This window comes from Mycobacterium sp. 852002-51163_SCH5372311 (assembly GCF_001667115.1).
Taxonomy (GTDB): Bacteria; Actinomycetota; Actinomycetes; order Mycobacteriales; family Mycobacteriaceae; genus Mycobacterium.
Map to the genome: position 1 here is coordinate 13384 of NZ_LZIJ01000090.1, position 22169 is coordinate 35552.

The 22169-nt window shown below is 65.3% G+C and carries 21 protein-coding genes; 9 read left to right on the forward strand and 12 right to left on the reverse strand.

The features are described 5' to 3' along the window. Positions 1-245: 245 nt before the first annotated feature. The 9 genes from fadD1 to A5791_RS12330 form a co-directional block, all read right to left on the reverse strand. Positions 246-1823 (reverse strand): fatty-acid--CoA ligase FadD1, encoded by a 1578-nt coding sequence (gene fadD1, locus A5791_RS12290; RefSeq protein WP_067236334.1) that lies wholly within the window; start codon positions 1821-1823, stop codon positions 246-248. Positions 1824-1840: 17 nt separating this feature from the next. Further along, entirely contained in the window at positions 1841-3448 is a 1608-nt protein-coding gene (locus A5791_RS12295) for an NAD(P)/FAD-dependent oxidoreductase (RefSeq protein WP_067236338.1), read from the reverse strand. After that, positions 3445-4389 (reverse strand): alpha/beta hydrolase, encoded by a 945-nt coding sequence (locus A5791_RS12300; RefSeq protein WP_067236681.1) that lies wholly within the window; start codon positions 4387-4389, stop codon positions 3445-3447. Before A5791_RS12300 ends, A5791_RS12295 begins: the two co-directional genes overlap by 4 nt. A 29-nt stretch (positions 4390-4418) precedes the next feature. Continuing rightward, positions 4419-4856, reverse strand: coding sequence for a Zn-ribbon domain-containing OB-fold protein (locus A5791_RS12305; protein WP_067236341.1), 438 nt, complete (start codon positions 4854-4856; stop codon positions 4419-4421). 54 nt (positions 4857-4910) lie between these two features. Beyond that, positions 4911-6113, reverse strand: a complete 1203-nt coding sequence (locus tag A5791_RS12310; RefSeq protein ID WP_067236345.1) for a thiolase family protein — start codon at positions 6111-6113, stop codon at positions 4911-4913. Continuing rightward, a complete protein-coding gene (locus A5791_RS12315) occupies positions 6110-6553 on the reverse strand; it encodes a MaoC/PaaZ C-terminal domain-containing protein (RefSeq protein WP_067236349.1) in 444 nt (147 codons plus the stop codon). The genes A5791_RS12310 and A5791_RS12315 overlap by 4 nt, the downstream gene beginning before the upstream one ends. Positions 6554-6635: 82 nt before the next feature. Beyond that, positions 6636-7121 carry a MaoC family dehydratase N-terminal domain-containing protein gene (locus tag A5791_RS12320; protein WP_082966884.1) on the reverse strand — a complete coding sequence of 162 codons (486 nt, stop codon included), beginning with the start codon at positions 7119-7121 and terminating at the stop codon, positions 6636-6638. Between the two features lie 7 nt (positions 7122-7128). Next, on the reverse strand, positions 7129-8241 hold the full coding sequence (locus tag A5791_RS12325) for an acyl-CoA dehydrogenase family protein (RefSeq protein ID WP_067236355.1): 1113 nt from the start codon (positions 8239-8241) through the stop codon (positions 7129-7131). Positions 8242-8244: 3 nt separating this feature from the next. After that, the gene (locus A5791_RS12330; RefSeq protein ID WP_067236359.1) at positions 8245-9423 is read right to left on the reverse strand and encodes an acyl-CoA dehydrogenase family protein; all 1179 of its coding nucleotides are present in this window, start codon (positions 9421-9423) and stop codon (positions 8245-8247) included. A gap of 148 nt (positions 9424-9571) precedes the next feature. On the opposite strand from A5791_RS12330, the gene A5791_RS12335 reads away from it, so the two are divergent. The 9 genes from A5791_RS12335 (at position 9572) to A5791_RS12380 (ending at position 19157) form a co-directional block, all read left to right on the forward strand. Further along, positions 9572-10447: an NYN domain-containing protein gene (locus A5791_RS12335; RefSeq protein ID WP_067236685.1), complete on the forward strand. Its 876-nt coding sequence runs from the start codon at positions 9572-9574 to the stop codon at positions 10445-10447. Further along, entirely contained in the window at positions 10444-11118 is a 675-nt protein-coding gene (locus A5791_RS12340; RefSeq protein WP_304441703.1) for a cutinase family protein, read from the forward strand. The genes A5791_RS12335 and A5791_RS12340 overlap by 4 nt, the downstream gene beginning before the upstream one ends. Continuing rightward, positions 11115-11948 (forward strand): SDR family NAD(P)-dependent oxidoreductase, encoded by an 834-nt coding sequence (locus A5791_RS12345; protein WP_067236365.1) that lies wholly within the window; start codon positions 11115-11117, stop codon positions 11946-11948. Before A5791_RS12340 ends, A5791_RS12345 begins: the two co-directional genes overlap by 4 nt. 116 nt (positions 11949-12064) lie before the next feature. After that, positions 12065-12925, forward strand: a complete 861-nt coding sequence (locus tag A5791_RS12350) for a M48 family metallopeptidase (RefSeq protein ID WP_067236368.1) — start codon at positions 12065-12067, stop codon at positions 12923-12925. A gap of 92 nt (positions 12926-13017) precedes the next feature. Beyond that, entirely contained in the window at positions 13018-13893 is an 876-nt protein-coding gene (locus A5791_RS12355) for an alpha/beta fold hydrolase (RefSeq protein WP_197504671.1), read from the forward strand. Between the two features lie 33 nt (positions 13894-13926). Further along, complete coding sequence (locus A5791_RS12360; RefSeq protein WP_067236694.1) at positions 13927-14814, forward strand: alpha/beta fold hydrolase; 888 nt, start codon at positions 13927-13929, stop codon at positions 14812-14814. 117 nt (positions 14815-14931) lie between these two features. Then, a complete protein-coding gene (locus tag A5791_RS12365) occupies positions 14932-15540 on the forward strand; it encodes a TetR family transcriptional regulator (RefSeq protein WP_067236697.1) in 609 nt (202 codons plus the stop codon). 282 nt (positions 15541-15822) lie between these two features. After that, positions 15823-16251 carry an MmpS family transport accessory protein gene (locus A5791_RS12375; protein WP_197504672.1) on the forward strand — a complete coding sequence of 143 codons (429 nt, stop codon included), beginning with the start codon at positions 15823-15825 and terminating at the stop codon, positions 16249-16251. After that, on the forward strand, positions 16248-19157 hold the full coding sequence (locus A5791_RS12380) for an RND family transporter (protein WP_067236375.1): 2910 nt from the start codon (positions 16248-16250) through the stop codon (positions 19155-19157). Before A5791_RS12375 ends, A5791_RS12380 begins: the two co-directional genes overlap by 4 nt. A 10-nt stretch (positions 19158-19167) precedes the next feature. Here A5791_RS12380 and A5791_RS12385 read toward each other — a convergent pair whose 3' ends face one another. The 3 genes from A5791_RS12385 to A5791_RS12395 are packed head-to-tail and all read right to left on the reverse strand — an operon-like array spanning position 19168 to position 22162. After that, on the reverse strand, positions 19168-19662 hold the full coding sequence (locus A5791_RS12385) for a nuclear transport factor 2 family protein (RefSeq protein ID WP_067236378.1): 495 nt from the start codon (positions 19660-19662) through the stop codon (positions 19168-19170). Beyond that, complete coding sequence (locus tag A5791_RS12390; protein ID WP_067236383.1) at positions 19659-20465, reverse strand: SDR family oxidoreductase; 807 nt, start codon at positions 20463-20465, stop codon at positions 19659-19661. Before A5791_RS12390 ends, A5791_RS12385 begins: the two co-directional genes overlap by 4 nt. Next, positions 20465-22162 carry an NAD(P)/FAD-dependent oxidoreductase gene (locus A5791_RS12395; protein ID WP_197504673.1) on the reverse strand — a complete coding sequence of 566 codons (1698 nt, stop codon included), beginning with the start codon at positions 22160-22162 and terminating at the stop codon, positions 20465-20467. The genes A5791_RS12390 and A5791_RS12395 overlap by 1 nt, the downstream gene beginning before the upstream one ends. Positions 22163-22169 lie beyond the last annotated feature (7 nt).

Here is a 22169-nt window from a genome sequence, read left to right on the forward strand (position 1 = left end):
CACAGTTGTTCACTGAATTCAACTGCGCGCAGTCAATCGTACTGATTGCTAAATAAATCAGAATGAACTACCGCAGGCCACAATTGATACAGACGTTCACTGAGTCTTCGCGGATGGAATCGTCTGTTGAGCCTTACGCCGTCAACGACAACTCCCTTTGCTTGCCCAGAGGCGGCGCAGCGCAAACATCGACATTGCTGGTCACCCCACGGATCTCGATGACCGGTGGTCACCCGAGTGGTATTTCAACCGACCGGGCGGTAGGTCCGGCCGCGAGCCGGCCGGGTCCACAACACGCCGCCCTGCGCATTGACGCCAGCCTCGATCAGCCGGCGTTTGAGGATCTTGTTGGTCGCCGTCACCGGTAGGTCGTCGTTGATGCGGACGTAGCGCGGCCAGGCCTTCGGCGACAGGTCGGGCTGTGCGGCGAGGAAATCCCCCAAGTCAGCGGGGTCGAGCCGCATCCGGTCACGCAGCACCAGCGCCGCCATCACCTGGTCCCCGACTCTGTCGTCAGGCACCGCATAGACCGCAACCTGACTGATTTGCGGCAGCCGCGCCAAAATGCGCTCGAGAGTGGCCGCCGCCAGATTCTCGCCGTCGACCCGCATCCAGTCGGCGGTGCGACCCGCGAGGTAAATCCAGCCGTCAGCGTCGCGATAGGCCAGATCGCCGGACCAATACATGCCGTGCCGCATCCGCTGCGCCGTCGCCGAGGGATCGTTGTAGTAGCCGGTGAACGGTCCCGCCCCCTGAGTGTTGACGAGTTCGCCGACGGCTTCTTCGAAATTGGTCAGGGCGCCGTGTTCGTCGAACTGCGCGACCGCGCACTCGGTCAACGTTTCGGGGTTGTAGACGCTCACTCCCGGGTAGGGCTTGCCGATTGACCCCGTTGGCGCGCCGTCCTCTCGTACCACGATCACCGCGAACTCGCTGGAGCCGAAACTGTCCACCACGCGGCATCCGAAACGCCTTGCGAATTCGGCGATATCGCGATCGGTCGCTTCGTTGCCGAATGCCACCCGCAGCGTGTTCTCGGCGTCGTCGGGGCGTTCGGGAGTGTCGAGGATCAACGCGAGCGGTTTGCCGACGTAGTTCATGTACGTCACGTGGTAGCGACGTACGTCGTCGAGAAAACGCGACGGTGAGAACCGGGCCGGGACCATCGTCGCGCCACTTCCAACGGCGACCGCCCAACCTGCCGCAACGCCGTTGGAATGAAACAACGGCATCGACAAGTAGCAAACGTCGTCGGCGGTGACGTCGTATTGATAAATCAGGCTGGCGCCGCACATGACAGCCATCCCGTGCGCGAACCGCACCGCCTTGGGATCGCCGCTGGTGCCGGAGGTGAAGATCATCATCAGCGTGTCCGGGCCCGTGACCTCACGGTGCGCAACCAGCGGTGACGCCGTGGCCACCGCTTCGGCGTAACGCGTCTCGTCGACATCGAGCACCTGAATCCCGTTGAGCTCCAAGCCGTTCAGTAGCGGCAGGTGTTCGGTGTCGACGAGAAGGAGTTGACAGTCCGAGCGCCGGAGGTCGGCGAGCAGTCCGGCTCCGCGCCGCGTGGTGTTGATGCCGCACAGCACATATCCGCCCAGCGCCGCCGCGGCCATGGCGCGAAGCATCGCCGGGGAATTGGACAGCAGCGCGCCGACGTGCAGCGGGCGGGTCACGTCGGCGAGCCCGATCAGGGCGGCGGCTTCGGCTTCGGCCTCGGCCAAGTGCTCCCGCCAGGTCCAGGTTCGGTCGCCGTAGGCGACGGCGGGGGTGTCGTCGTGCCTGCGCTGCCGCAGTATCTGCTGAACTGTCTCCGGCACGGTTATCTGGATCCTCGTCAGCGGGTCGTCAGCACCAAGCCGGCGTAACCGCGCCGGGCTACCTCGTCGCAGTGACGGCGGTAGGTGCCGAAGCCTCCCGCGTAGGGCATGAAGATCCGCTTCTTGCCTTCGATATTGGCGCCCAGGTACCACGACGATGCGGCCCGGGGAAACAGCGTTTGCTCGGCGGCTGCCGCCACGTGGTCGGTCCATTCCCGGGCGGCGTCGAGGCGCGGTTCGACTTCGCTGACCCCGAGTCGGCCCGCGGTAATTACCAGATCCATGACCCAGTCGACCTGAACCTCGGCGTGCAGCACCATGTTCGCCAGCACCGAAGGGGCGCCGGGTCCGCTGACGCTGAACAGGTTCGGTAGCCCGGGCACCATCAGACCTAGAAACGTCAGCGGGCCGTCGGCCCAGATGTCGCGCAACCGTTCTCCGCCGGGACCGCTCGGGTCGATGCGGGTAAGCGCGCCGGTCATCGCGTCGAATCCGGTGGCGAAGATCAGTGCATCGCAGGGATAGGTGGTGACGTTGGTTCTTATCCCGTCGGCGGTGATCGTGTCGATGGGCTCGCGACGCAGGTTCACCAGCCGGACGTTGTCCCGGTTGAAGGTGGCGTAGTAACCGGCGTCAGTGCAGATCCGTTTGGTGCCGATCGGGTGGTCGACCGGGATAAGATCGCCTGCTACGGCTGGATCATTGACGATTTCGCGGATCCGCTGTTCGGCGAACTCGCGAGCGATGTCGTTGGCGGCCAGGTCACTGGTCTGGTCGGGGAAGGTCTTGGCGAAAAGCACGCCACCCTCCCGCCAGCGCCGCCACAATGCTTCTGCCCGCTCGGCGGGTTCGGTGTCGACGGCTTTCTTGTGGTAAGTACCGTGCGGAGTCCCCGCCGCCGCGTATGCGGAGGCCCGCCGGCGTTCGGGATACTCCGCCTGGATCTGCCGTTGCTCGTCGGCCGACCAGGGTCGGTTGGGCATGGGAATGCTGTAGTTGGCCGACCGCTGGAAGACCACCAGCGTCGCCGCTTGCTCGGCGATGATCGGAATCACTTGGATGCCAGACGAACCCGTGCCGATAACGCCGACGCGTTTGCCGCGCAGATCGGGATCCTCGCGCGGCCACGCAGCGGTGAAATACACCTCTCCGGTGAAGTCGTCGACGCCGGGAATGTCGGGGCGATTCAGGGCCGACAGGCAGCCCGTTGCGCACAGCAGAAACCGCGCGGTATGTATGTCACCAGCGGCGGTGTGAACACGCCAACGTGCGGAGTCCTGGTCGAACTCGGCGGCTACCACGTCGCAACCAAATCGGTAGTGGCGGCGCAGGTCGTAGCGCTCGGCGACGTGACGCAGATAGGCCAGGATCTCCGGTTGAGCGGCGAACCGTTCGCTCCACTGCCAGCTCTGCTGCAGCGTTTCGTCGAATGAGTAAGAGTAGTCGACACTTTCGACGTCGCAGCGGGCACCGGGATAGCGATTCCAGTACCAGGTTCCACCCACATCGGGCGCCGCCTCGAGGGCGGTCACCGAAAGGCCCGCCGCCACCGCTCGATGCACGGCGTAGAGCCCGGCGAATCCCGCGCCGACGACGATCACGTCGGTCCCAGACACCGATGTCACTGTCGCTCCACATTCGGGTACAGCAGCTGTCTCAGGTCGCGGCAGACGAGCTGCAGACCCGACGCTGCCGCGGCCAACAGTTGAATCGTCATGAAGCCGTGGAAGAGGCCCGGAAAATCTCGGTGCACCACCCGTACCCCCGCGCTGCGCAGCAGCCGTGCATAGCTGCACCCTTCGCTGTGCAACGTATCCAGGCCGGCGGTGACAATCACCGCTGGCGGCAGCCCCGCATGGGATTCCGCGCGAGCCGGCGCCACCAGGTATGGCGGGTCAAAAGGCCTTTCCCCGCCCAGGTATTGACGCCAATACCACATCATCGCGGCCCGGGTGTTGATATATCCGCTGGCGTAGCGCTGATAGCTCTCGGTGTCGAACGAGGGGTCTATCGCGGGGTAGATCAGAAGTTGTGCAGCGGGTGCGGTGACTTCTCGTTCGCGGCAGAGAATGGCGGTGACCGCGGCGAGATTTCCGCCGGCGCTGTCGCCGCCGACCGCGGTCCGCGCCGGGTCGATCCCCAGCTCGTCGGCGTGTTCCACCACCCAGCGGAACGCCGCGAAAGCGTCGAGCGCCGCCGCGGGCGCGGGATGTTCGGGCGCAAGTCGATAGTCGATCGAAACCACGACGCTTTGGCTGCCGCGAGCCAGCGCCCGACAGAATCCGTCGTGGGATTCGATGTCGCAGAAGACGAATCCACCGCCGTGGCAGTACACGATCCCTGGGCGCTGTTGCGATGGGTCACCGTGCGGGTAGTAGAACCGCGCCGCGATTTCGCCGGCGGGGCCTGGAATCATGCGATCAACCGTGCGTCGAACATCGTCGACGTTGGTGGCGGGAACCCGTCGTTCGGCCAGCGCGGCGCGGGCCTGGGGGCCGGTCATGGTTTCCACGCGAGGAAATCCGGCGTCCAAGTCACGCAGCATCGCCTGCACGGCGTCATCCATGCGCGCCTCCGACGGCTCCGTCGCACCGGTCACTCATCGCGCCGGTCACCCGGTCGGTACTTCAGCAGAGTTATTCCGGCGTCGGGCAGATCGTAGAACACCGGTTGCACGCGCATTCCGATGCGGATGGCTTCGTCGTCTTCGGGATCGACATCGACCAGTTCGGTGCTGATTCTGGGGCCGGCGTCCCACTGCACCACCGCGAGTAACTGCGGTGTCGCGTCGGCCCACGGCGGCCCCGTGGGCCGACGAGCGATGGTGAAGGTGTACAGCGTTCCGGCACCATCGATTTCGCGCCATTCCAGGTCGTCGGCCAGCGTCCCCGGCGCCAGGGTTCGCGGGTAGAAGACGTAGCGCTGCAGCGAGGGCGAGTACTGCACGAGGATACGGTGCTGCGCCAGGCCGTCCCAGAACGGCCGCGAGACGGGCGTGGGCTCGGGGACGGGACGGGGTTCAGTGCGGCTCACGGTCAATTGCGCCACTCCTCCTCATCGCTTCACTCTGCATCGTCGCCGGCGCGGTCAGTCTCCCCGCATCAGCAGCGCCACCTGCTCGCTCATGATGCCGCCGTTGCCGGTCACGAACGCGGTGTGGCAGTCGTGAACCTGCGCGTCCCCCGCTCGGCCCATGATTTGCCGGGCCCCGTCGACGACGTGGTGCATGCCGCCGGCCATCCCCGCCTGACCGAACGACAGCTGCCCCCCTGCCGTGTTGAGCGGAAAGTCGCCGCGATAGGTCAAGTCGTGTTCGCTAACCCAAGACATGCCTTGGCCTTTCGCGCAGAAGCCGGCATCCTCGAGGCTCATCAGCACGGTGATCGTGTAACAGTCGTAGATCGAGGCGACGTCGACATCTGATCGGCTCAGGCCCGCCATCGCGAAGGCCCTGTCCGCCGCCCGTGCGATCGGGGTGCGCAGCAGATCGTCCGCGTAGGTCGGGGTCTTGAAGGCGATGTGCTCGCCGAAACCGGCGATCCACACCGGCCGGTGGCGGCCGCGACGCGCGATTTCGGCGTTCGCGATCAGGACGCCGACTCCCCCGTGTACCCGCATCACCGTTTCCAGCATGTGGATCGGGTCGGCGATCATCGGGCTGGCCAGCACGTCGTCGACGGTGATCGGAGTGCCGTGGAAAACCGCGCCGGGATGCGCACATGCGTTGGTGCGCTGGTCGACGGCGATCTTGGCGACCGCGGCGGGGTCGTAGCCGAACTCCGCCGCGTAACGCTGTGCGATCTGCGCGTACGGCGCGTTCTGACCCACGTTGCCGTACGGTATTTCGAACTCCGCTTGGGGCGAACCGTAGTTGTTCGATGACGCTCCAAACCAATTCGGTGTAGCGGCCGGACGGCTTCGGGCTTGCGGCAGGTCCGACGATCCGGGCACCACGGCCAGCACCGCGTCGCAGATGCCGAGTTCGACGGCTGCGGCGGCCCGCCACACCATCCCTGCTGAGGTGGCTCCGCCCAGATCGACGCGCTCACCGAAATCCAAGGGCAGGCCGAGATATTCACCCAAGGTAGCCGGCGCGAACATCGTCGATTCGGCTATTCCATGCGTCAGCAGGCCGTTGACACATGCCGCATCGACGCCGGCATCCTCGACCACCATCTTCGCCAACAGCGCGTATTGGTCGAGGGTGAACAACTGCGGTCGGCGCGGGCGGCGTTCAGCGGGCAGCTCGGCGATGCCGACGATGGCCGCCTCACCGCGCAACCCGGTCACGACGGTGTTCCGCGCCGGGGCAGCTGGACAGTCGCCGTGCCCGGCATCAGCACGGTGGAGCCGCGGCGGCCGGCGATATCGAGATCGAGCAGTCCGGCGCCCTCGTCGGTGATGCGCTTTCCGGTGACCGTGCCGCCGAAGAGGAGCTGCTGGCCCGGATAGGCGACCGCGCGGTTCTGCACCGAGAAGGAAACCAGGCGTCCCCGGCCCCCGATCCAGTCGCAGATTGCACGGGCCAGCAGCGCCGCCTGGAGCGGACCCTGGACCAACACGTCGTCGTAGCCCTCACTTTCGGCCCACACTTTGTCGTAGTGAACCCGGTGGCCGTTGTAGGTGGCGGCGCTGAAGAAGAACAGCTGGGTTTCGTCGGCGGTCACGCTCAGTGTGGGAATCTGCTCGCCGACACCGACATCCTCGTAAAACACCTGCGCGTCCGTCATTGGCGCCGCTCCGCCTCATCGCTTTGTCCCCCTCGCCGCTGCGCGGCTGGGGGTGCCCCCACTGCATCGTCGCCGGCGCGTGTCATGGGCGTGCGATCATCGACGTCGACGCTTCGGCGACCAGCTCGCGGTGCTGGTTTCGATACACCGTCCGCCAGGTAACCAGTACGAATTTCCCTGAACGGCCTTGCTTTTCGACAATGGACTCGACGGTGCGGACCATTTCGATTTGGTCTCGGTGGTAGGCCGGCACGTGGAAGGTGAAACTTTCGCCACCGGCCATCCGTTTGGGAGCCCGCGGGAACGCGAGACTGCCGGAGGCCGCGCCGGAGGAACCATCAGGCCGCAGGCCGTCCAGACGAGTGACACCGAGCACCGCATATTGCACGAACAGCGGCGGGCAGACGATGTCCCGAAAGCCGTTGGCGCGGGCGTAGTCCGGATCAAACCACAGCGGGTTGTGGTCGCCGACCGCCGCAGCCCACCGCTGCCAGTCTCGTCGATTCACCTCGCCCGTCGCGGATGCGGCGACGGTGCCCACGCGTGACGCCGATTCGGCGTCGATCAGGGACTCCTCAGTCGTCAATACTTTCCTCCAGCCATGCCGCGGCGACGTCGGCTCCGCCGCCGAGGGTTGAGCCTATGCGCGCCCTTTCGGTCCACAAATGCAGATCGGTCTCCGTCACGTAGCCGATTCCGCCGTGCAGTTGATGGGCATCCAGGGTGATCAGTCTGGCCGCCGTCGCGGCATGCATGCGCGCTATGGCCGTTTCCCTGGCCGCCGTACGGCCACGCGCTATCCAGAAGACCGCCGAGTGTGCGGCCAATCGCGCTGCCGCCAAGGCGATGTGCATGTTGGCGACGAGATGCTGGGCCGCCTGGAACGACGCGATCGGCCGGCCGAACTGGTGGCGCAGTTTGATGTAGTCGACCGTGCGGTCCAGCACGGCCTGCCCCACCCCGACCAGGTCGAGTGATCCCAACGCCACCGCGGCATTTGCCAACCGGCGCAGCGCCGACGGGGTGACACGGTGGTCCACAAGCGCGTCGGAGCCGACCACCAGATCGTCGAATCGCACGGTGAATGCACGGTGGCCACCGGCCATGGCGAGCGGCTCGATCCTCACATCGGCGGCGCGCGTGCCGACGGCGAAGACCGATGTGCCCCCTGGTGCGGCGGCTGACACCACGATGAGGTCGGCGATGTCAGCGTCGGCGACGTAGTCGGCGATTCCGCTCAACCGCCAGCGACCGCTCGAGGCGGGTTCGGCGTCCAGCACCGCCGAGACGACAGCGGCATTGCGGGCGCTCCACAGTGCCGTCGTGCCGCGAGCAGCGCCGGTCGCCAGTGCCGGCAGCCACGCGGCGCGGGCATCGGTGGTGCCCAGTTGGTCGAGGGCCAGTGCGGCCTGCACGGTGCTGTGCACTGTCGCCGGGCACAGCGCGCGGCCGGCCTCGGTGTAGAAGACGGCGAGATCGTCAAGTGAGCCGCCGGACCCGCCGTACTCCTCGCCGATCGCGAGCCCGAAAACGCCGGCGTCGGCGAGCGCCTTCCACAGCGCGGGAGTGCTTCGATCAGCGCCGGGCTCATTCAGTGCCCGGACCAGGCTCACCGGACTCTCCGTCATCAGCAGCGCGCGCAGACTCGCCCCGAACTCCCGCTGCACGGCGGTCGGAATGGCTCTCATCAGTCAACGTCCATAGCTGGGCATCCCGTGGCCCCGCTGAGCAATGATGTCGCGCAACACCTCGTTGGTGCCGCCGCCGAACCGCATCAACGGCGCCGACCGGTAGAGCCGTTCGAACTTGCCGCCGAGCGGCGCCTCTGCGCTGCGGTGTGTCAGCAAGCCATCCGGGCCGAGCAGATCAAGCGCGAGATCGGCGATGCGCTGACGAAGTTCGCTGGTGAAGACCTTCTCGACGCTTACCTCCACGGTGGGGATGACGCCGCTGTCGAGGATCGAGGCCGCCTCGTAGCCCATCAGCACGGCTGCCTCCACGTCGGCCTCGGCCTGCGCCAGGCGGCGCCGAAGTACCGCGCTGTGAGCGGGCACCGTGCCGTCTCGCCGCGGGCGCATGGCGAGCTCACGCAAGTCGTCGACCGCCCGGCGCAGGTCACCCGCGTTGGTCAGGGCCCCGCGTTCCAGGTCGAGCGCTCCGGTGATATACGTCCAGCCCCGGTTGATTTCGCCGATCAGGTTGGTCAAGGGCACCCGCACATCACGAAAATGCACCTCGTTGGTGCGATAGCCCGACCACGCGTACAGCGGGCGGATCTCCACACCCGGGCTGTCGATCGGGACGATGATCACCGAGATCCCGCGATGGCGCGCGCTGGTCGGATCGGTGCGCACGCATAGCCATTCATGGGTGGCGCGCTGTGCCCCGCTATTCCATATCTTGCTGCCGTTGATCGTCCATTCCTGGCCGTCGCGCGTCGCGCGAGTGCGCATGTTGGCCAAGTCGGTGCCAGCCTCAGACTCGGAATAGCCTACCGCACAAACCATTTCGCCTTTGGCGATCAGCGGGAGCCATTCGGATTTGTTCTGCTCGGTGCCGTGTCGCATGATCATCGGCGCCACCGAGGTGACCGTCAGGTCGGGTCCTGGCACGCCCCAATATTCGAACTCGCTCATCAGCAGGTGCTGATAGACGGCACCGAGACCCAAACCTCCGTATTCGCGCGGCCAGTTCAGCCCGAACCAGCCTTTGTCGCCGATCTTGCGGCGAAATTGCGCGACCTCGCCGTCGGGAAACTCGAGATCATGCTCGCTGAGTTCGGCACGTAATTCCGCGGTGACGTTGGCGTGGAGGAACTCGCGGACCTCGTCCAACCAGGCACGCTGGCCGGCGTCGAGTTCGAAATCCATTCCGGCTCCCTTGCCGCGGCTGTCCGAACTTTTCGTGCAGAACGCTCGTGATAGCTGCAAACCCTACTTTCCCTGATCGAAACGAGAGCCTCCTATTGGGACAGCCGGAAGCTTGATGAATTCCGCCGGTGAGGCGCACGATTGCCGAATGACCGAATCCGGTGCGGACCGTGTTGCGGTCTATTTCGACTTCGACAACATCGTCATCTCGCACTACGACCAGGTGCACGGTCGCAACGCGTTCCAACGGGACAAGGCCAAGGGCCTGGAGAATGAGCGGCTGGAAGCGGCGACCGTCGACCTCGGTGCCGTCATGGATTTCGCCTCCTCGTTCGGCACGCTGGTCCTCACTCGCGCGTATGCGGATTGGTCAACCGACGTCAACGCCCGCTACCACGGCCAACTCGTGGGCCGCGCGGTGGATCTGGTGCAACTGTTTCCCGCGACCGTTTACGGCAAGAACGGGGCAGACATCCGCCTGGCCGTGGACGCGGTCGAGGACATGTTCCGGCTGCCCGACCTGACCCACGTGGTGATCGTGGGCGGCGACTCCGACTACATCGCCCTCGCCCAGCGCTGCAAACGGCTCGGCCGCTACGTCGTCGGTATCGGCGTGGCCGGCGCCAGCAGCCAGTCGCTGGCCGCGGCCTGCGACGAGTTCGTCACCTACGACACCCTGCCCGGAATACCCACCCAAAGCGCGCCGGTGCGCCAGCCCAAGAAGCGTGGGCGGCACGCGACTTCCGAACCCGAGGACGAGCCGCCGCCGCCCGATCCGCAAGCCGCGGCCACCAGCCTGCTCGAGCGTGCGCTTCGAATCAGTCAGGAAAAGGACGACGCCGACTGGCTGCACAACTCGGTGGTCAAGGCGCAGATGAAGCGGATGAACCCGTCATTCAGCGAGAAGTCGCTGGGATTCAAGTCATTCAGCGACTTCCTGCGCTCGCGCAGCGACATCGTCGACCTCGACGAGAGCAGCACCACACGTCTGGTGCGTCTGCATAGTGATGGAGAAACCCGATGATGACCGATTTCCGGCGGCGCGCGTTCCGGCTCACCGCGTCCTTCCTTGCGGTGACGACGGCGTCGCCGGCTCTGCTGTGCGGACCTGTCCCGGTCGCGTCCGCGGCGGCGTGCCCCGACATCGAGGTGGTGTTCGCGCGCGGCACCGGCGAGCCACCGGGGGTGGGCGGGGTCGGAGGCGCATTCGTCAATGCAGTCCGCGGGCGGGCCGGCGGCCGATCGGTCGGCGAGTACGGCGTCAATTACCCCGCCAGCGGTGACTTCGGCAACCCCGGTTTCCGCGGGACCTTCAACGCTGGGGTCGGCGATGAGCGCGGACACATCCAGTCCATGGCGGCCAACTGCCCGAACACCAGAATGATCGTCGGCGGCTACTCCCAGGGTGCGGCCGTGACCGGCAACATGACCTCCGGCGGCGTGTCGGCGGATGGGGCGAACCACGTCGCGGCCGTCGCCCTGTTCGGGAAACCGTCGCCGAATTGGTTGCGCACGTTCGGCTCACCGCCGATCGTGATCGGTCCGCAGTTCGCGGGCAAGACCATCGACCTGTGCGCTCCCGGCGACAACATCTGCGACGGTGCGCCCGGTGGGCCGCCGGACCGACAGCACGGGGCGTATCCGTTCAACGGCATGGTCGGTCAAGCCGCGGATTTCGCCATCGGTCACCTGTGAGCAACCCGAAATCGACACCGGCGGCGCTGCTGGCCGACCGGGTCGCGGTGGTGACTGGCGCCGGGGGCGGCATCGGCGCGGCGACCGCGCGACTGTTCGCCCAGCACGGCGCCCGGGTGGTCGTCGCCGATATTGACGCCGGGCGCGGGCAGGCGATCGCCGACGAGATCGGCGGCCTGGCCGTGGCAGTCGATGTGCGCGAGCCCGACCAGGTCAGCGCGTTGGCGCACACTGTGCTGGATCGCTGCGGCCGGGTCGACGTGCTGGTCAACAACGTGGGCCACTGGCTGCGGCATCCGGGCAACTTCGTCGACACCGACGCGCAGCTGTGGGACGAGCTCTACCGGATCAACCTGCACCACGTCTTCCTGGTCACCCGTGCGTTCCTGCCGGCGATGGTCGGCCGGCACGCGGGCGCGATCGTCAACGTCTCGTCCGTCGAAGGCTTGCGCGGCTATCCGGAGGATCCGGTCTATGCCGCTTTCAAAGCGGCCGTCATCCACTTCACTCGCAGCCTCGCCGTCCAGGTGGGTCGCGATGGCGTGCGGGTCAACGCAATCGGCCCCGACGTCACCGAGTCGCTACAGGTGCCCTACTCGCAGTGGCTATCGCCGGACGAGCAACGGCAGTGGCCGCAATGGGTTCCCGTCGGACGGATGGGACTACCGGAGGACCAGGCCCGGGTGATCCTGTTCCTGGCCTGCGAGCTGTCGGCCTTCGTTACCGGCCACACGATCCCGACCGACGGCGGTACCGGCGCCGCCGGCGGCTGGTTCCGCTCGGCGCGCCGGACCGATCGGGAATGGACCAATCGGCCTGCCGCGCCGTGAGCCGACGCCGCTGGGTGCCAAGAAATTGCGGAGAATCCTTCAAGAGCAGCCCTGAACTGTGAAGTCGCCCGGGCAGAACCGGGAAATTGACATCACAGAAGGAGTCCAGCGCGCTCATGACCACCGTGCAATTGCCGGGGCACCAGAACCCACACGTCCCATATGTGGAACAGCCCCACCGCCACCCCTGGGAGATCGGACTTCTCGTCCTGGTCATCGCGTCCAGCTTCGTGCTCTATCTGCTGGCGATCGCCGTAGTGCTGTCGGGCCGCACGAGCACGCTGTGGCTTGGGATTCTGGCTTGGCCGATAGTGGTGTATTTCGGCCGCGGCCTGACCTACGGCAGGCAGCGGGTGAACGGCGTCAAGATGTCGCCTACCCAGTTCCCCGAGGGCTACTGGCTCGTCGTCGAGGCCGCCCAGCGGTTCGGGCTCCCCGAAGTACCCGACGCCTACGTCGTGCTGGGCAACGGCAAGATCAACGCCTTCGCGAGTGGACACGGCTTCCGTCGGTACGTGGCGGTTTACAGCGACCTGTTCGAGATCGGGGGCCAGGCCCGCGATCCCGAAGCGCTGGCATTCGTGATCGGCCACGAGGTGGGCCACATCGCTGCCGGCCACACGTCCTACTGGCGCCAACTGAGCCAGCTGGCGATGCGGATCCCGCTCCTGGGCCAATCGCTGTCACGGTCGATGGAATACACGGCCGACAACTACGGGTACGCATTTCGCCCGTCGGGGACGGCCCGCGCCATCGGAGTCCTGAGCGCCGGAAAATATCTGCTCAGGTTGGTGGATTTCGACGGCATGGCCGACCGGGCCGCGACCGAGACCGGATTCTTCGTTTGGCTGGCCAACATGCTGGCCTCCCATCCGGTGAACACCTGGCGGGCGGCAGCGCTGCGCGACCGCGCCATCGCGGGTGCCCTGTTCTTTCGGCCCAGGCCGCTGCCCATTGGCTCGCTTCGCGACACTTAAATTGCGCACCCGACACGCCGGGCACCGTCGCAGCACGTTAAGTCTCGACGTAAAGGCCGAGCGTCAGCCGGCCAGCACTTACCATCCCATCAGTGACCACCACACCGGAACTGTTCTCGACCTACGGCCCCGGCGATGTTCGCATTGTCTGCGATCGCCTGGGCGACCCTGAGGCGCGAGCCGTGGTGTTCCTGCACGGCGGCGGGCAGACCCGCCGCTCCTGGGGCCGCGCGGCGGCCGCCGTTGCCGAGCGTGGTTGGCAGGCGGTCACCGTTGACATGCGGGGGCACGGCGAATCGGACTGGTCTAGCGACGGCGACTACCGCGTGGTGAGCTTCGCCAGCGACATCCAAGAGGTGCTGCGCCGGCTGCCGGCCAGGCCGGTGCTGGTCGGCGCCTCGTTGGGCGGGTTCACCTCGATGCTCCTCGCCGGTGAGCTATCGCCCGGCATCGCCGGCGCGGTCGTTCTGGTAGACATCGTGCCCAACATGGATCCGTCGGGAGCGAGCCGGATTCACGCGTTCATGGCCGACCGGGTGGCCTCGGGATTCGACTCGTTGGACGAAGTCGCCGACATGATCGCCGAATACAACCCGCATCGGCCCCGTCCCACAGATCTCGACGGCCTGCGCACCAACCTGCGCCGTCGCGGCGATCGCTGGTACTGGCACTGGGACCCGAAATTCATCAGCGGCACTTCGCCATTCCCCCCGATCGAGGTGACCGACACCGACCGCATGCACGCTGCCGTTGCCGCAATTCTGCGTAACGGCGTGCCGCTGCTCTTGGTACGAGGCCAGATGAGTGACCTTGTCAGTCAAGAGCGGGCCGACGAATTCCTTGAACGGTTCCCCCAGGTCGAATTCGTCGATGTCCGCGGCGCGGGCCATATGGTCGCCGGCGACCGCAACGACATCTTCGCTCAGGCCGTCCTGGACTTCCTCTCCCGCCACGCGGACACCGGCTGACCTTCCCGGACGCGGCATGGCAGGGTGGCATCCGTGACAGACACTTCTGGACGCAACCCCGGGGCGCAGCATCTGCGTGAAATCAGCACTCCGGCCGGCGTTTTGCGCTACTACGACTGCGGGCCCGGTTCCGCAGAACCGCCGGTGTTGCTGTTCCTGCACGGCTCGGGCCCCGGTGTCACCGGCTGGCGCAACTTCCGCGGCGTCTTGCCGGCGTTCGCCGAGCATTTCCGTTGCCTGGTATTGGAATTCCCCGGCTTCGGAGTCAGCGACGACTTCGGCGGCCACCCGATGGTCACCGCGCAACGTACGGTGGTGCCGTTCCTGGACGCCCTCAATGTGGACCGGGTCAGCATTGTCGGCAACTCGATGGGCGGGGGCGTAGGGATCAACTTCGCGATCCGCAATCCGGGCCGCATCGATCGGCTGGTGACGATCGGCGGGGTCGGCACCAACATCTTCAGTCCCAGCCCCAGCGAAGGCATCCGGCTGCTGCAGGAATTCACCGAGGACCCGACGCGGCAACGACTCGTCGACTGGCTCAAGTCGATGGTGTACGACCAGTCGGTCATCACCGACGAATTGATCGAGGAGCGTTGGCAACTGGCCACCGACCCGGAGACGCTGGCCGCCGCGCGCCGCATGTACGGCAAGGCGGCGTTCGCCGCGATGACGTCGGCGATGGAGGCCGCCGACACCCCGATGCCGTGGGCGGTGATGCACAAGGTGTCCGCGCCCACCCTGCTGACGTGGGGACGCGACGATCGGGTGAGCCCGCCTGACATGGCGCTCATTCCGATGCGCACCATGCCCAACGCGGAACTCCACGTGTTCCCGAAATGCGGGCACTGGGCCATGATCGAGGCCAAGGAAGCGTTCGAGAGCACCGTGCTGTGCTTCCTTCTACGTGGGAAAGCGTGAGCGCGCGGGCCGCGCGAGCAGGCGCAAAAACACTTATTGTCGCGCCGAAATGGCGCTTTGGCGTGTGCTCGTCCCGTGTGGCGTGCAGAATGTGCAGTTCGTGCAACTATGAATGTCATGATGAACCAGATCGGCCTGCGCGAGCGGCGTCGCCGTCAGACCAGCGCGGACATCCGCGGGGCGGCGGTGCGGCTGGCACAGGCGCGCGGTTGGGACAAGGTGACCATCGAGGAAATCTGCGTCCAGGCCGGCATTTCCACCCGCACGTTCTTCAACTACTTTCCCAACAAAGAGGCGGCGATCGCCTACGGCCCCTCGGACCTGCCCCCCGAGCTGGCGGCCGAATTCGTCGCGGCCGGACCCGCCCCCTATTCGGTGATCCTGGCCGAGCTGATCACGCTGGCCGCACATCATCTTCGGGACATGCCCCCGCAGCGCGAGCAGGCCGTTTGCATGCTTGACCTGGCCAAAACCACGCCGGCGGTGCTGGCGGCATTCTTGGCCGACCTGGAGCGTTTTCAGACCCAGCTGACCGATATCGTGGCCAAACGCCAGGGCATGCCGTCGGATGATGAAATACCCGCGCTGATCTCCGCATTAGCGCTGACGGCGGTGCGCTCGGGAATCGAACGCTGGTCCAGCAGCGATCCGAAGGACGCCGACGACACGCCGATGCCCTACGTCGAGCGCGCCGCCGCGCTGGTCAACAGCATCTTCACGAAATGACGGCGTGACCGGAAACACATAAACTTGCATGGTGTGCAAAATATGCAGATCATGTACACATGGTCGGGCGGCGGTTCTCCACTGTGCCTCGGCGACTCGAACCACGCGTCCGTCACCTACCGGGCCACATCGAGCTGCATGCAGTGCCGTCCACGCACCTGACGTTCGACCGCGTTGAGCTGATAGCGCCATTTGTTGCCCCGCAATGCTTCTCGACCCAGCAGTACATCGACGACGACCGCGTTGGCATTTCGTGGCCGGGAAAGGATCGCGTAGGTGCCGATGGCTAAGGTCTTGCGTAACGCCTGGCTGCCGCTGCTGATCGTTGCGGTGGTGGTCATCGGCGGCTTTGCGGTGGTACGGGTCAAGTCCTTCTACGGCGCCGACAACGCCGACACCCTGACCAGCGCAAAGGTGGACGATTCCAAACCGTTCAAACCCAAGGTCGTCAAGTATGAGATCTTCGGCTCGGCGACCCGCGCGAATGTCAACTACCTGGATCTCAGCGCCGAGCCGCGACGGTTGGACGGCGCGCCGCTGCCCTGGACTTTGGTGCTCAGCACCACCGCGCCCTCTGTGTTTCCCAACATCTCGGCGCAAAGCGACGGTGATTACCTCGGTTGCCGCATCACCGTCGACGACGAAATCAAGGACGAGCAAACATCCACCGGCGTGCACGCCCTGACCTCCTGCTTGGTGAAATCCGCATGAGCGCTCCCACTCAAGATGCGCCCACCGACGCCTTCCCCGCTGCCAAGCACGCGGCGCGGCCGAGGATCGCACACTTCATCCGCACGTTCGCCGTGCCGATCATCCTCGGCTGGATCGCACTCATCGCGGCGCTGAACGTCGTTGTCCCCCAGCTCGATGAGGTGGGGAAGATGCGCTCGGTCTCGATGAGTCCCGACGATGCGCAATCGGTGATCGCGACCAAGCGCGTCGGCGAGGTGTTCAAGGAGTACAAGTCCAACAGCTCGGTGATGATCGTGCTGGAGGGCCAGAATGCCCTGGGCGCCGAGGCGCATGCCTTCTATGACCAGATCGTCAAGAAGCTCGAGGCCGACACCAAACACGTTGAGCACGTTCAAGACTTCTGGAGCGATCCACTCACCGGGGCCGGCGCGCAGAGCAACGACGGCAAGGCGGCTTACGTCCAGGTCTACCTCGTCGGAAACATGGGCGAGACGAAGGCTAATGACTCGGTCGAGGCCGTCCAGACCATCGTGAAAGGCACCCCGCCCCCCAACGGGGTCAAGGCCTACGTCACCGGCCCCTCGGCGCTGGAAGCCGACCAGCATCTAGCCGGCGACCGCAGCCTGCAGATGATTGAGGCCGTGACGTTCCTGGTCATCATCGCAATGCTGCTGATGGTCTATCGTTCCATCGTCACCGTGCTGCTCACGCTGGCAATGGTGGTGTTCGAATTGGCCGCCGCCCGAGGCGCGGTCGCCTTCCTGGGCTACTACAAGATCATCGGACTCTCCACGTTCGCCTGCAACCTGTTGGTCACGTTGGCGATCGCGGCAGCCACTGACTATGCGATATTCCTAATCGGCCGATATCAGGAAGCCAGGGCGGTCGGCGAATCGCGAGAAGACGCTTACTACACCATGTTTCACGGCACGGCACACGTCGTGCTCGGGTCGGGTTTGACCATCGCCGGTGCGACGTTCTGCCTGCACTTCACCAACCTGCCCTACTTCCAGACACTGGGAATCCCACTTGCCATTGGCATGGTGGTCGTTGTGCTCGCTGCGTTGACACTTGGGCCCGCGGTGATTTCGGTGGCATCGCGCTTCCGCCAGACACTCGAGCCCAGGCGTGCGCAGCGAATTCGGGGTTGGCGCAAGGTCGGCGCGCTCGTCGTTCGCTGGCCGGGCCCGGTCCTGGTCGTAACGATCGGAATTGCTCTGGTCGGTCTGCTCACCCTGCCCGGATACCGGACCAACTACAACGACCGCAACTACCTGCCCGCCGATCTGCCGGCGAACGCCGGCTACGCGGCCGCGGATCGGCACTTCTCCAAGGCCCGGATGAACCCCGAGTTGCTCATGATCGAAAGTGACCACGATCTGCGCAATTCAGCGGACTTCCTGGTCATCGACAAGATCGCCAAAGCGATCTTCCGGGTACCCGGGATCAGTCGTGTGCAGGCAATCACCCGGCCCCAGGGCACGCCGATCGAACACACGTCGATTCCGTTCCAGATCAGCATGCAGGGCGTCAGCCAGCAGATGACGCAGAAGTATCAAGAAGATCAGATCGCTGACATGCAACGCCAGTCCGACGAGATGCAGACGACCATCGACAGCATGGTGAAGATGCAGAGCATCACCAAGCAGATGGCCGACGACATGCACGTGATGGTCGGCAAGATGCACGCCATGACGATCGATGTCGCCGAATTGCGCGATCACATGGCCGATTTCGAGGACTTCTTCCGGCCCATCCGCTCGTACTTCTACTGGGAGAAGCACTGCTTCGACATCCCGGTGTGCTGGTCGCTGCGCTCGGTCTTCGATGCCCTCGACGGTGTCGACACGATGACCGACGACATCCAGAGCCTGATGCCCATCATGGATCACCTCGACACGCTCATGCCGCAGATGGTGGCACTGATGCCCGAAATGATCCAGAACATGAAGAACATGAAAACCATGATGCTGACCATGTATTCGACCCAGAAGGGTCTGCTGGAACAGCAACAGCGGGCACAGCGCGACTCCGCCGCCATGGGCAAAGCGTTCGACGCGTCCAAGAACGACGACTCGTTCTACCTGCCGCCGGAGACCTTCGACAACCCCGAATTCAAGCGGGGCATGAAGAACTTCCTCTCCCCCGACGGCCATGCCGTGCGCTTCATCATCAGCCACGACGGCGATCCGATGACACCAGAAGGCATTTCGCATATCGACGCGATCAAGAAGGCCACCTACGAGGCGCTCAAGGGCACGCCCATGGAGGGCTCCAAGATCTATCTCGGCGGGACCGCGGCGACCTTCAAGGACATGCAGGACGGCAGCAACTACGACCTGCTGATCGCCGGAATCGCCTCCATGTGCCTGATTTTCATCATCATGCTGATCATTACGCGAAGCGTGGTGGCCTCGGCGGTCATCGTGGGCACCGTACTGCTCTCCCTTGGTGCGTCTTTCGGGCTTTCGGTGCTGATCTGGCAGCACCTCATCGGTATCGAACTGCACTGGATGGTGCTGGCGATGTCGGTGATCATCCTGCTGGCCGTCGGCGCCGACTACAACCTGCTGCTGGTGTCCCGGTTCAAGGAGGAGATCCATGCCGGGCTGAACACCGGCATCATCAGGTCGATGGGTGGCACCGGTTCGGTGGTGACGTCGGCGGGACTAGTGTTCGCCTTCACGATGATGACGATGGCAGTCAGCCAGCTGATCGTGATCGGTCAGGTCGGCACCACCATCGGGTTGGGTCTGCTGTTCGACACGCTGATCGTGCGATCACTGATGACGCCGTCCATCGCCGCGCTGCTGGGCAAGTGGTTCTGGTGGCCGCAACGGGTTCGGCAGCGGCCGGTTGCTTCGCCGTGGCCTGAGCCCATTCAGCGGCCGGCCGAGAAGGCCGAATCCGTGCCTACCGCTTGACCCGACGGAGTCACCTGGCGTCAGGGGCCGGCGCGGCCCGACCCGCCAGCCCTGACCGCAGCAAGGTGTGCGCGTCAGGATTCCCATCGAGCAGGCGGCTGGTCCGGCTGCTGATCCGCCAGCCGCCGTCGCCGCGTCGCAATTCGAAATGGTTTGCGGTTGCCCGCCATACGCGGTACCCATCCCCGTCGCGAACCAGCACCAGTGATTCGCACACAGCGACAGCCATATCGCCGCTGACCGTGACGACGCACGGGCCGAGAAAGTGGCAGCATCCGCCGGCCACCAGATTCTGGTGCGACGGCGAGGCCACCATCGCGTGCACGTCGGGCCGGCCTTCCATACGCCAGCCTTCGACGTCGTAGACGCCGTCGCTCGCCCAGAGTTCGGCGGTGACGTCGGGATCGCCGGCGTCTACCGCCGGCCCGTAGCTGGCGATCAACCGTGCGATGTCGCGTTCGTCCTCCAGTCGGCGTAGCCGGCTCTTCACGTCGTCGTCAGTCATGTTAGGTCCCTTGGTTTCTGGCCTAGTAGCCGCTGAACGCTTTGGTGGGCTCCCTGGACGATTGCCGCCCGGTCCGGCCCACTGCCCCGGTGCACGGCCGCCGCGTTACCGCCCGCGATGAACACCGGCCCGTTCGCCAGATTCTGAAGCCCTTCCCGGGCCACGTCAGCCGGATCGGAGACGGACAAGCCCGGCACGTCGAAGTTGAGCCCGGCCCGCCGCATGGCCGGAGTGCGGGTCACCCCCAGCACCAACTCCAGGACGTCTACGCCATACTCGCGCAATTCGAGCCACAGGCTTTCGGCGAAAAGCCGGCCGAACGCCTTGACCCCGGCGTACACCGACTGTTGCATCGAACCGTAGGTGCCCGCCAGCGAACCCACCAACAGGACACCGCCACGGCGACGAGCACGCATGGGCCGCCCGAAATGCTGAACGAGCTGGAGCATCCTCGTCACGTTCAGGTCGATGACGCGACCGAACTCGGGAAGCTCGGCGTCCAGAAATGGTGCGCGGCAGGTGTTGGCGCCGGCGTTGTAGATCAGCAGCCCGACTTCCAGGTCGGCGGTCGCGGTGACGATCCGCGAAATCGACTCGGGCTCAACAAGGTCCACGGCCAGCGTGCGCACCTGGACACCGAGCTCCCGGCATTGCCGCGCGGTGTCTTCGAGTGGCCCGGGCTTGCGCGCGATCAGAACAAGCTGGAAACCGTCGCCGGCCAACTGTGTGGCAAACTCGGCGCCCACTCCCTCGGAGCCGCCGGCGATCAACGCCCACGGTCCGTATTTTGCGACGTCGGTCATCACCGTTTCTTGATCAAGTCAAATCCCTTGTAGCCGGCATCGGCGACCTCGGCGCAGATGTCGTTGTACGTCGCGAATCCCCCGACGAACAACATGAAACCCCTAGGCTTGCCGGGCACGTTGGCACCCATGTACCAGGAGTTCGCCTTGGTGAACAGGGTCGCGTCGGCCCGCCGGGCGCATTCCTCGCCCCATTCATCGACGCTCTGCGCGGTGGCTTCGATTGCGGCGTAACCGTGCTCGTCGAGGTAGGTGATGGCGTCCGCGATCCAGTTCACCTGTGCCTCCGCGTGCAGCACCATGTTCGCCAGCACCGCCGGAGCTCCCGGACCCGAAATCACGAACATGTTGGGGAATCCGTCGACACCCAGCCCCAGGTAGGTGCGCGGCCCATGCTCCCAGTCATCGCGCAATTTGGCGCCGGAACGTCCGACGATGTCGATCTTGGCCAGCGCGCCGGTCATCGCATCGAAACCCGTTGCCAGCACGATAGCGTCGAGGTCATAGTGCCTAGCGGTGGTGTTGATCCCCGTGGCATCGACGGATTCGATCGGAGTGCTGCGCACGCTCACCAGCGAAACGTTGGGCTTGTTGAAGGTCTGAAAGTAATTGCTGTCGGTGCAGATTCGCTTGGTGCCGATCGGGTGATCGTTGGGAATCAGCATTTCGGCCACCGCGGGGTCGTCGATGACGGCCCGCACCTTCTCTTCGTAGAACTTTCTTGCCTCTTCGTTGGCCGCCGGATCGATCACCTGGTCCGGGAAGGTCTTGGAGAACAGCACACCGCCCAATTGCCAGCGAGTTTCGAACGCCGCGCGGCGCTCCTCCGGCGTGAACTCCAGCGTCGGCTTGGCGGCGGTGATGTGCGGTGAGCCGCCGCCGCTGCGCCACGACAGTTGGCGTCTTTGCGCGTACTGCGCCTTGATGTCGTCGAGTTCCTTGACGGACAAGGGTTTGTTGCCGGCAGGCACGCTGTAGTTGGGCGTGCGCTGGAAGACGTAGAGATGTGCCGCCTGCTCGGCGATGATCGGAATCGATTGTATGCCAGAGGATCCCGTGCCGATGACTGCGACTCGTCTACCGGTGAAGTCCACCGGCTCGTGCGGCCACGCAGCCGTATGGTAGATCTTGCCCGCGAAGGTATCCAGCCCGGGGAAGTTCGGGGTCAGCGCGGCCGACAACGGGCCCGTCGCCATCAGGCAGAAGCGCGCGGAGAGCCGTTCTCCACCGTCGGTGGACAGCGTCCAGCGCAGGGTCATCTCGTCGAACACCGCCGACACCACGCGGGTGTTGAACACGACGTCGCGGCGCAGGTTGAGTTTGTCGGCGACCCAGTTCAGGTAACTGAGAATCTCGGCTTGGGTGGCATACTTCTCGGTCCAGTTCCACTCCTGCTGCAGCTCCTCGGAGAACGAGTAGCAGTAGTCGACGCTCTCGACGTCACACCGGGCGCCGGGATATCGGTTGTAGTACCAGGTGCCGCCCAGCTCGGGCGCGGCCTCGAGCACCCGTACCGTGAGCCCTAGGCTGCGCAGTTTGTGTAGCGCGTACAGGCCGGCGAACCCGGCACCCACCACGACCACGTCCAACGGTGCATTCGAAACCTCGTCGCCGGCGTTGCTCACAAGCACCCACGGTAGGACCTGTCTGATCGCGAGCCCAGCCCCATCCCGGTGACCGGACGCTCCGGACGACATTTCCCGT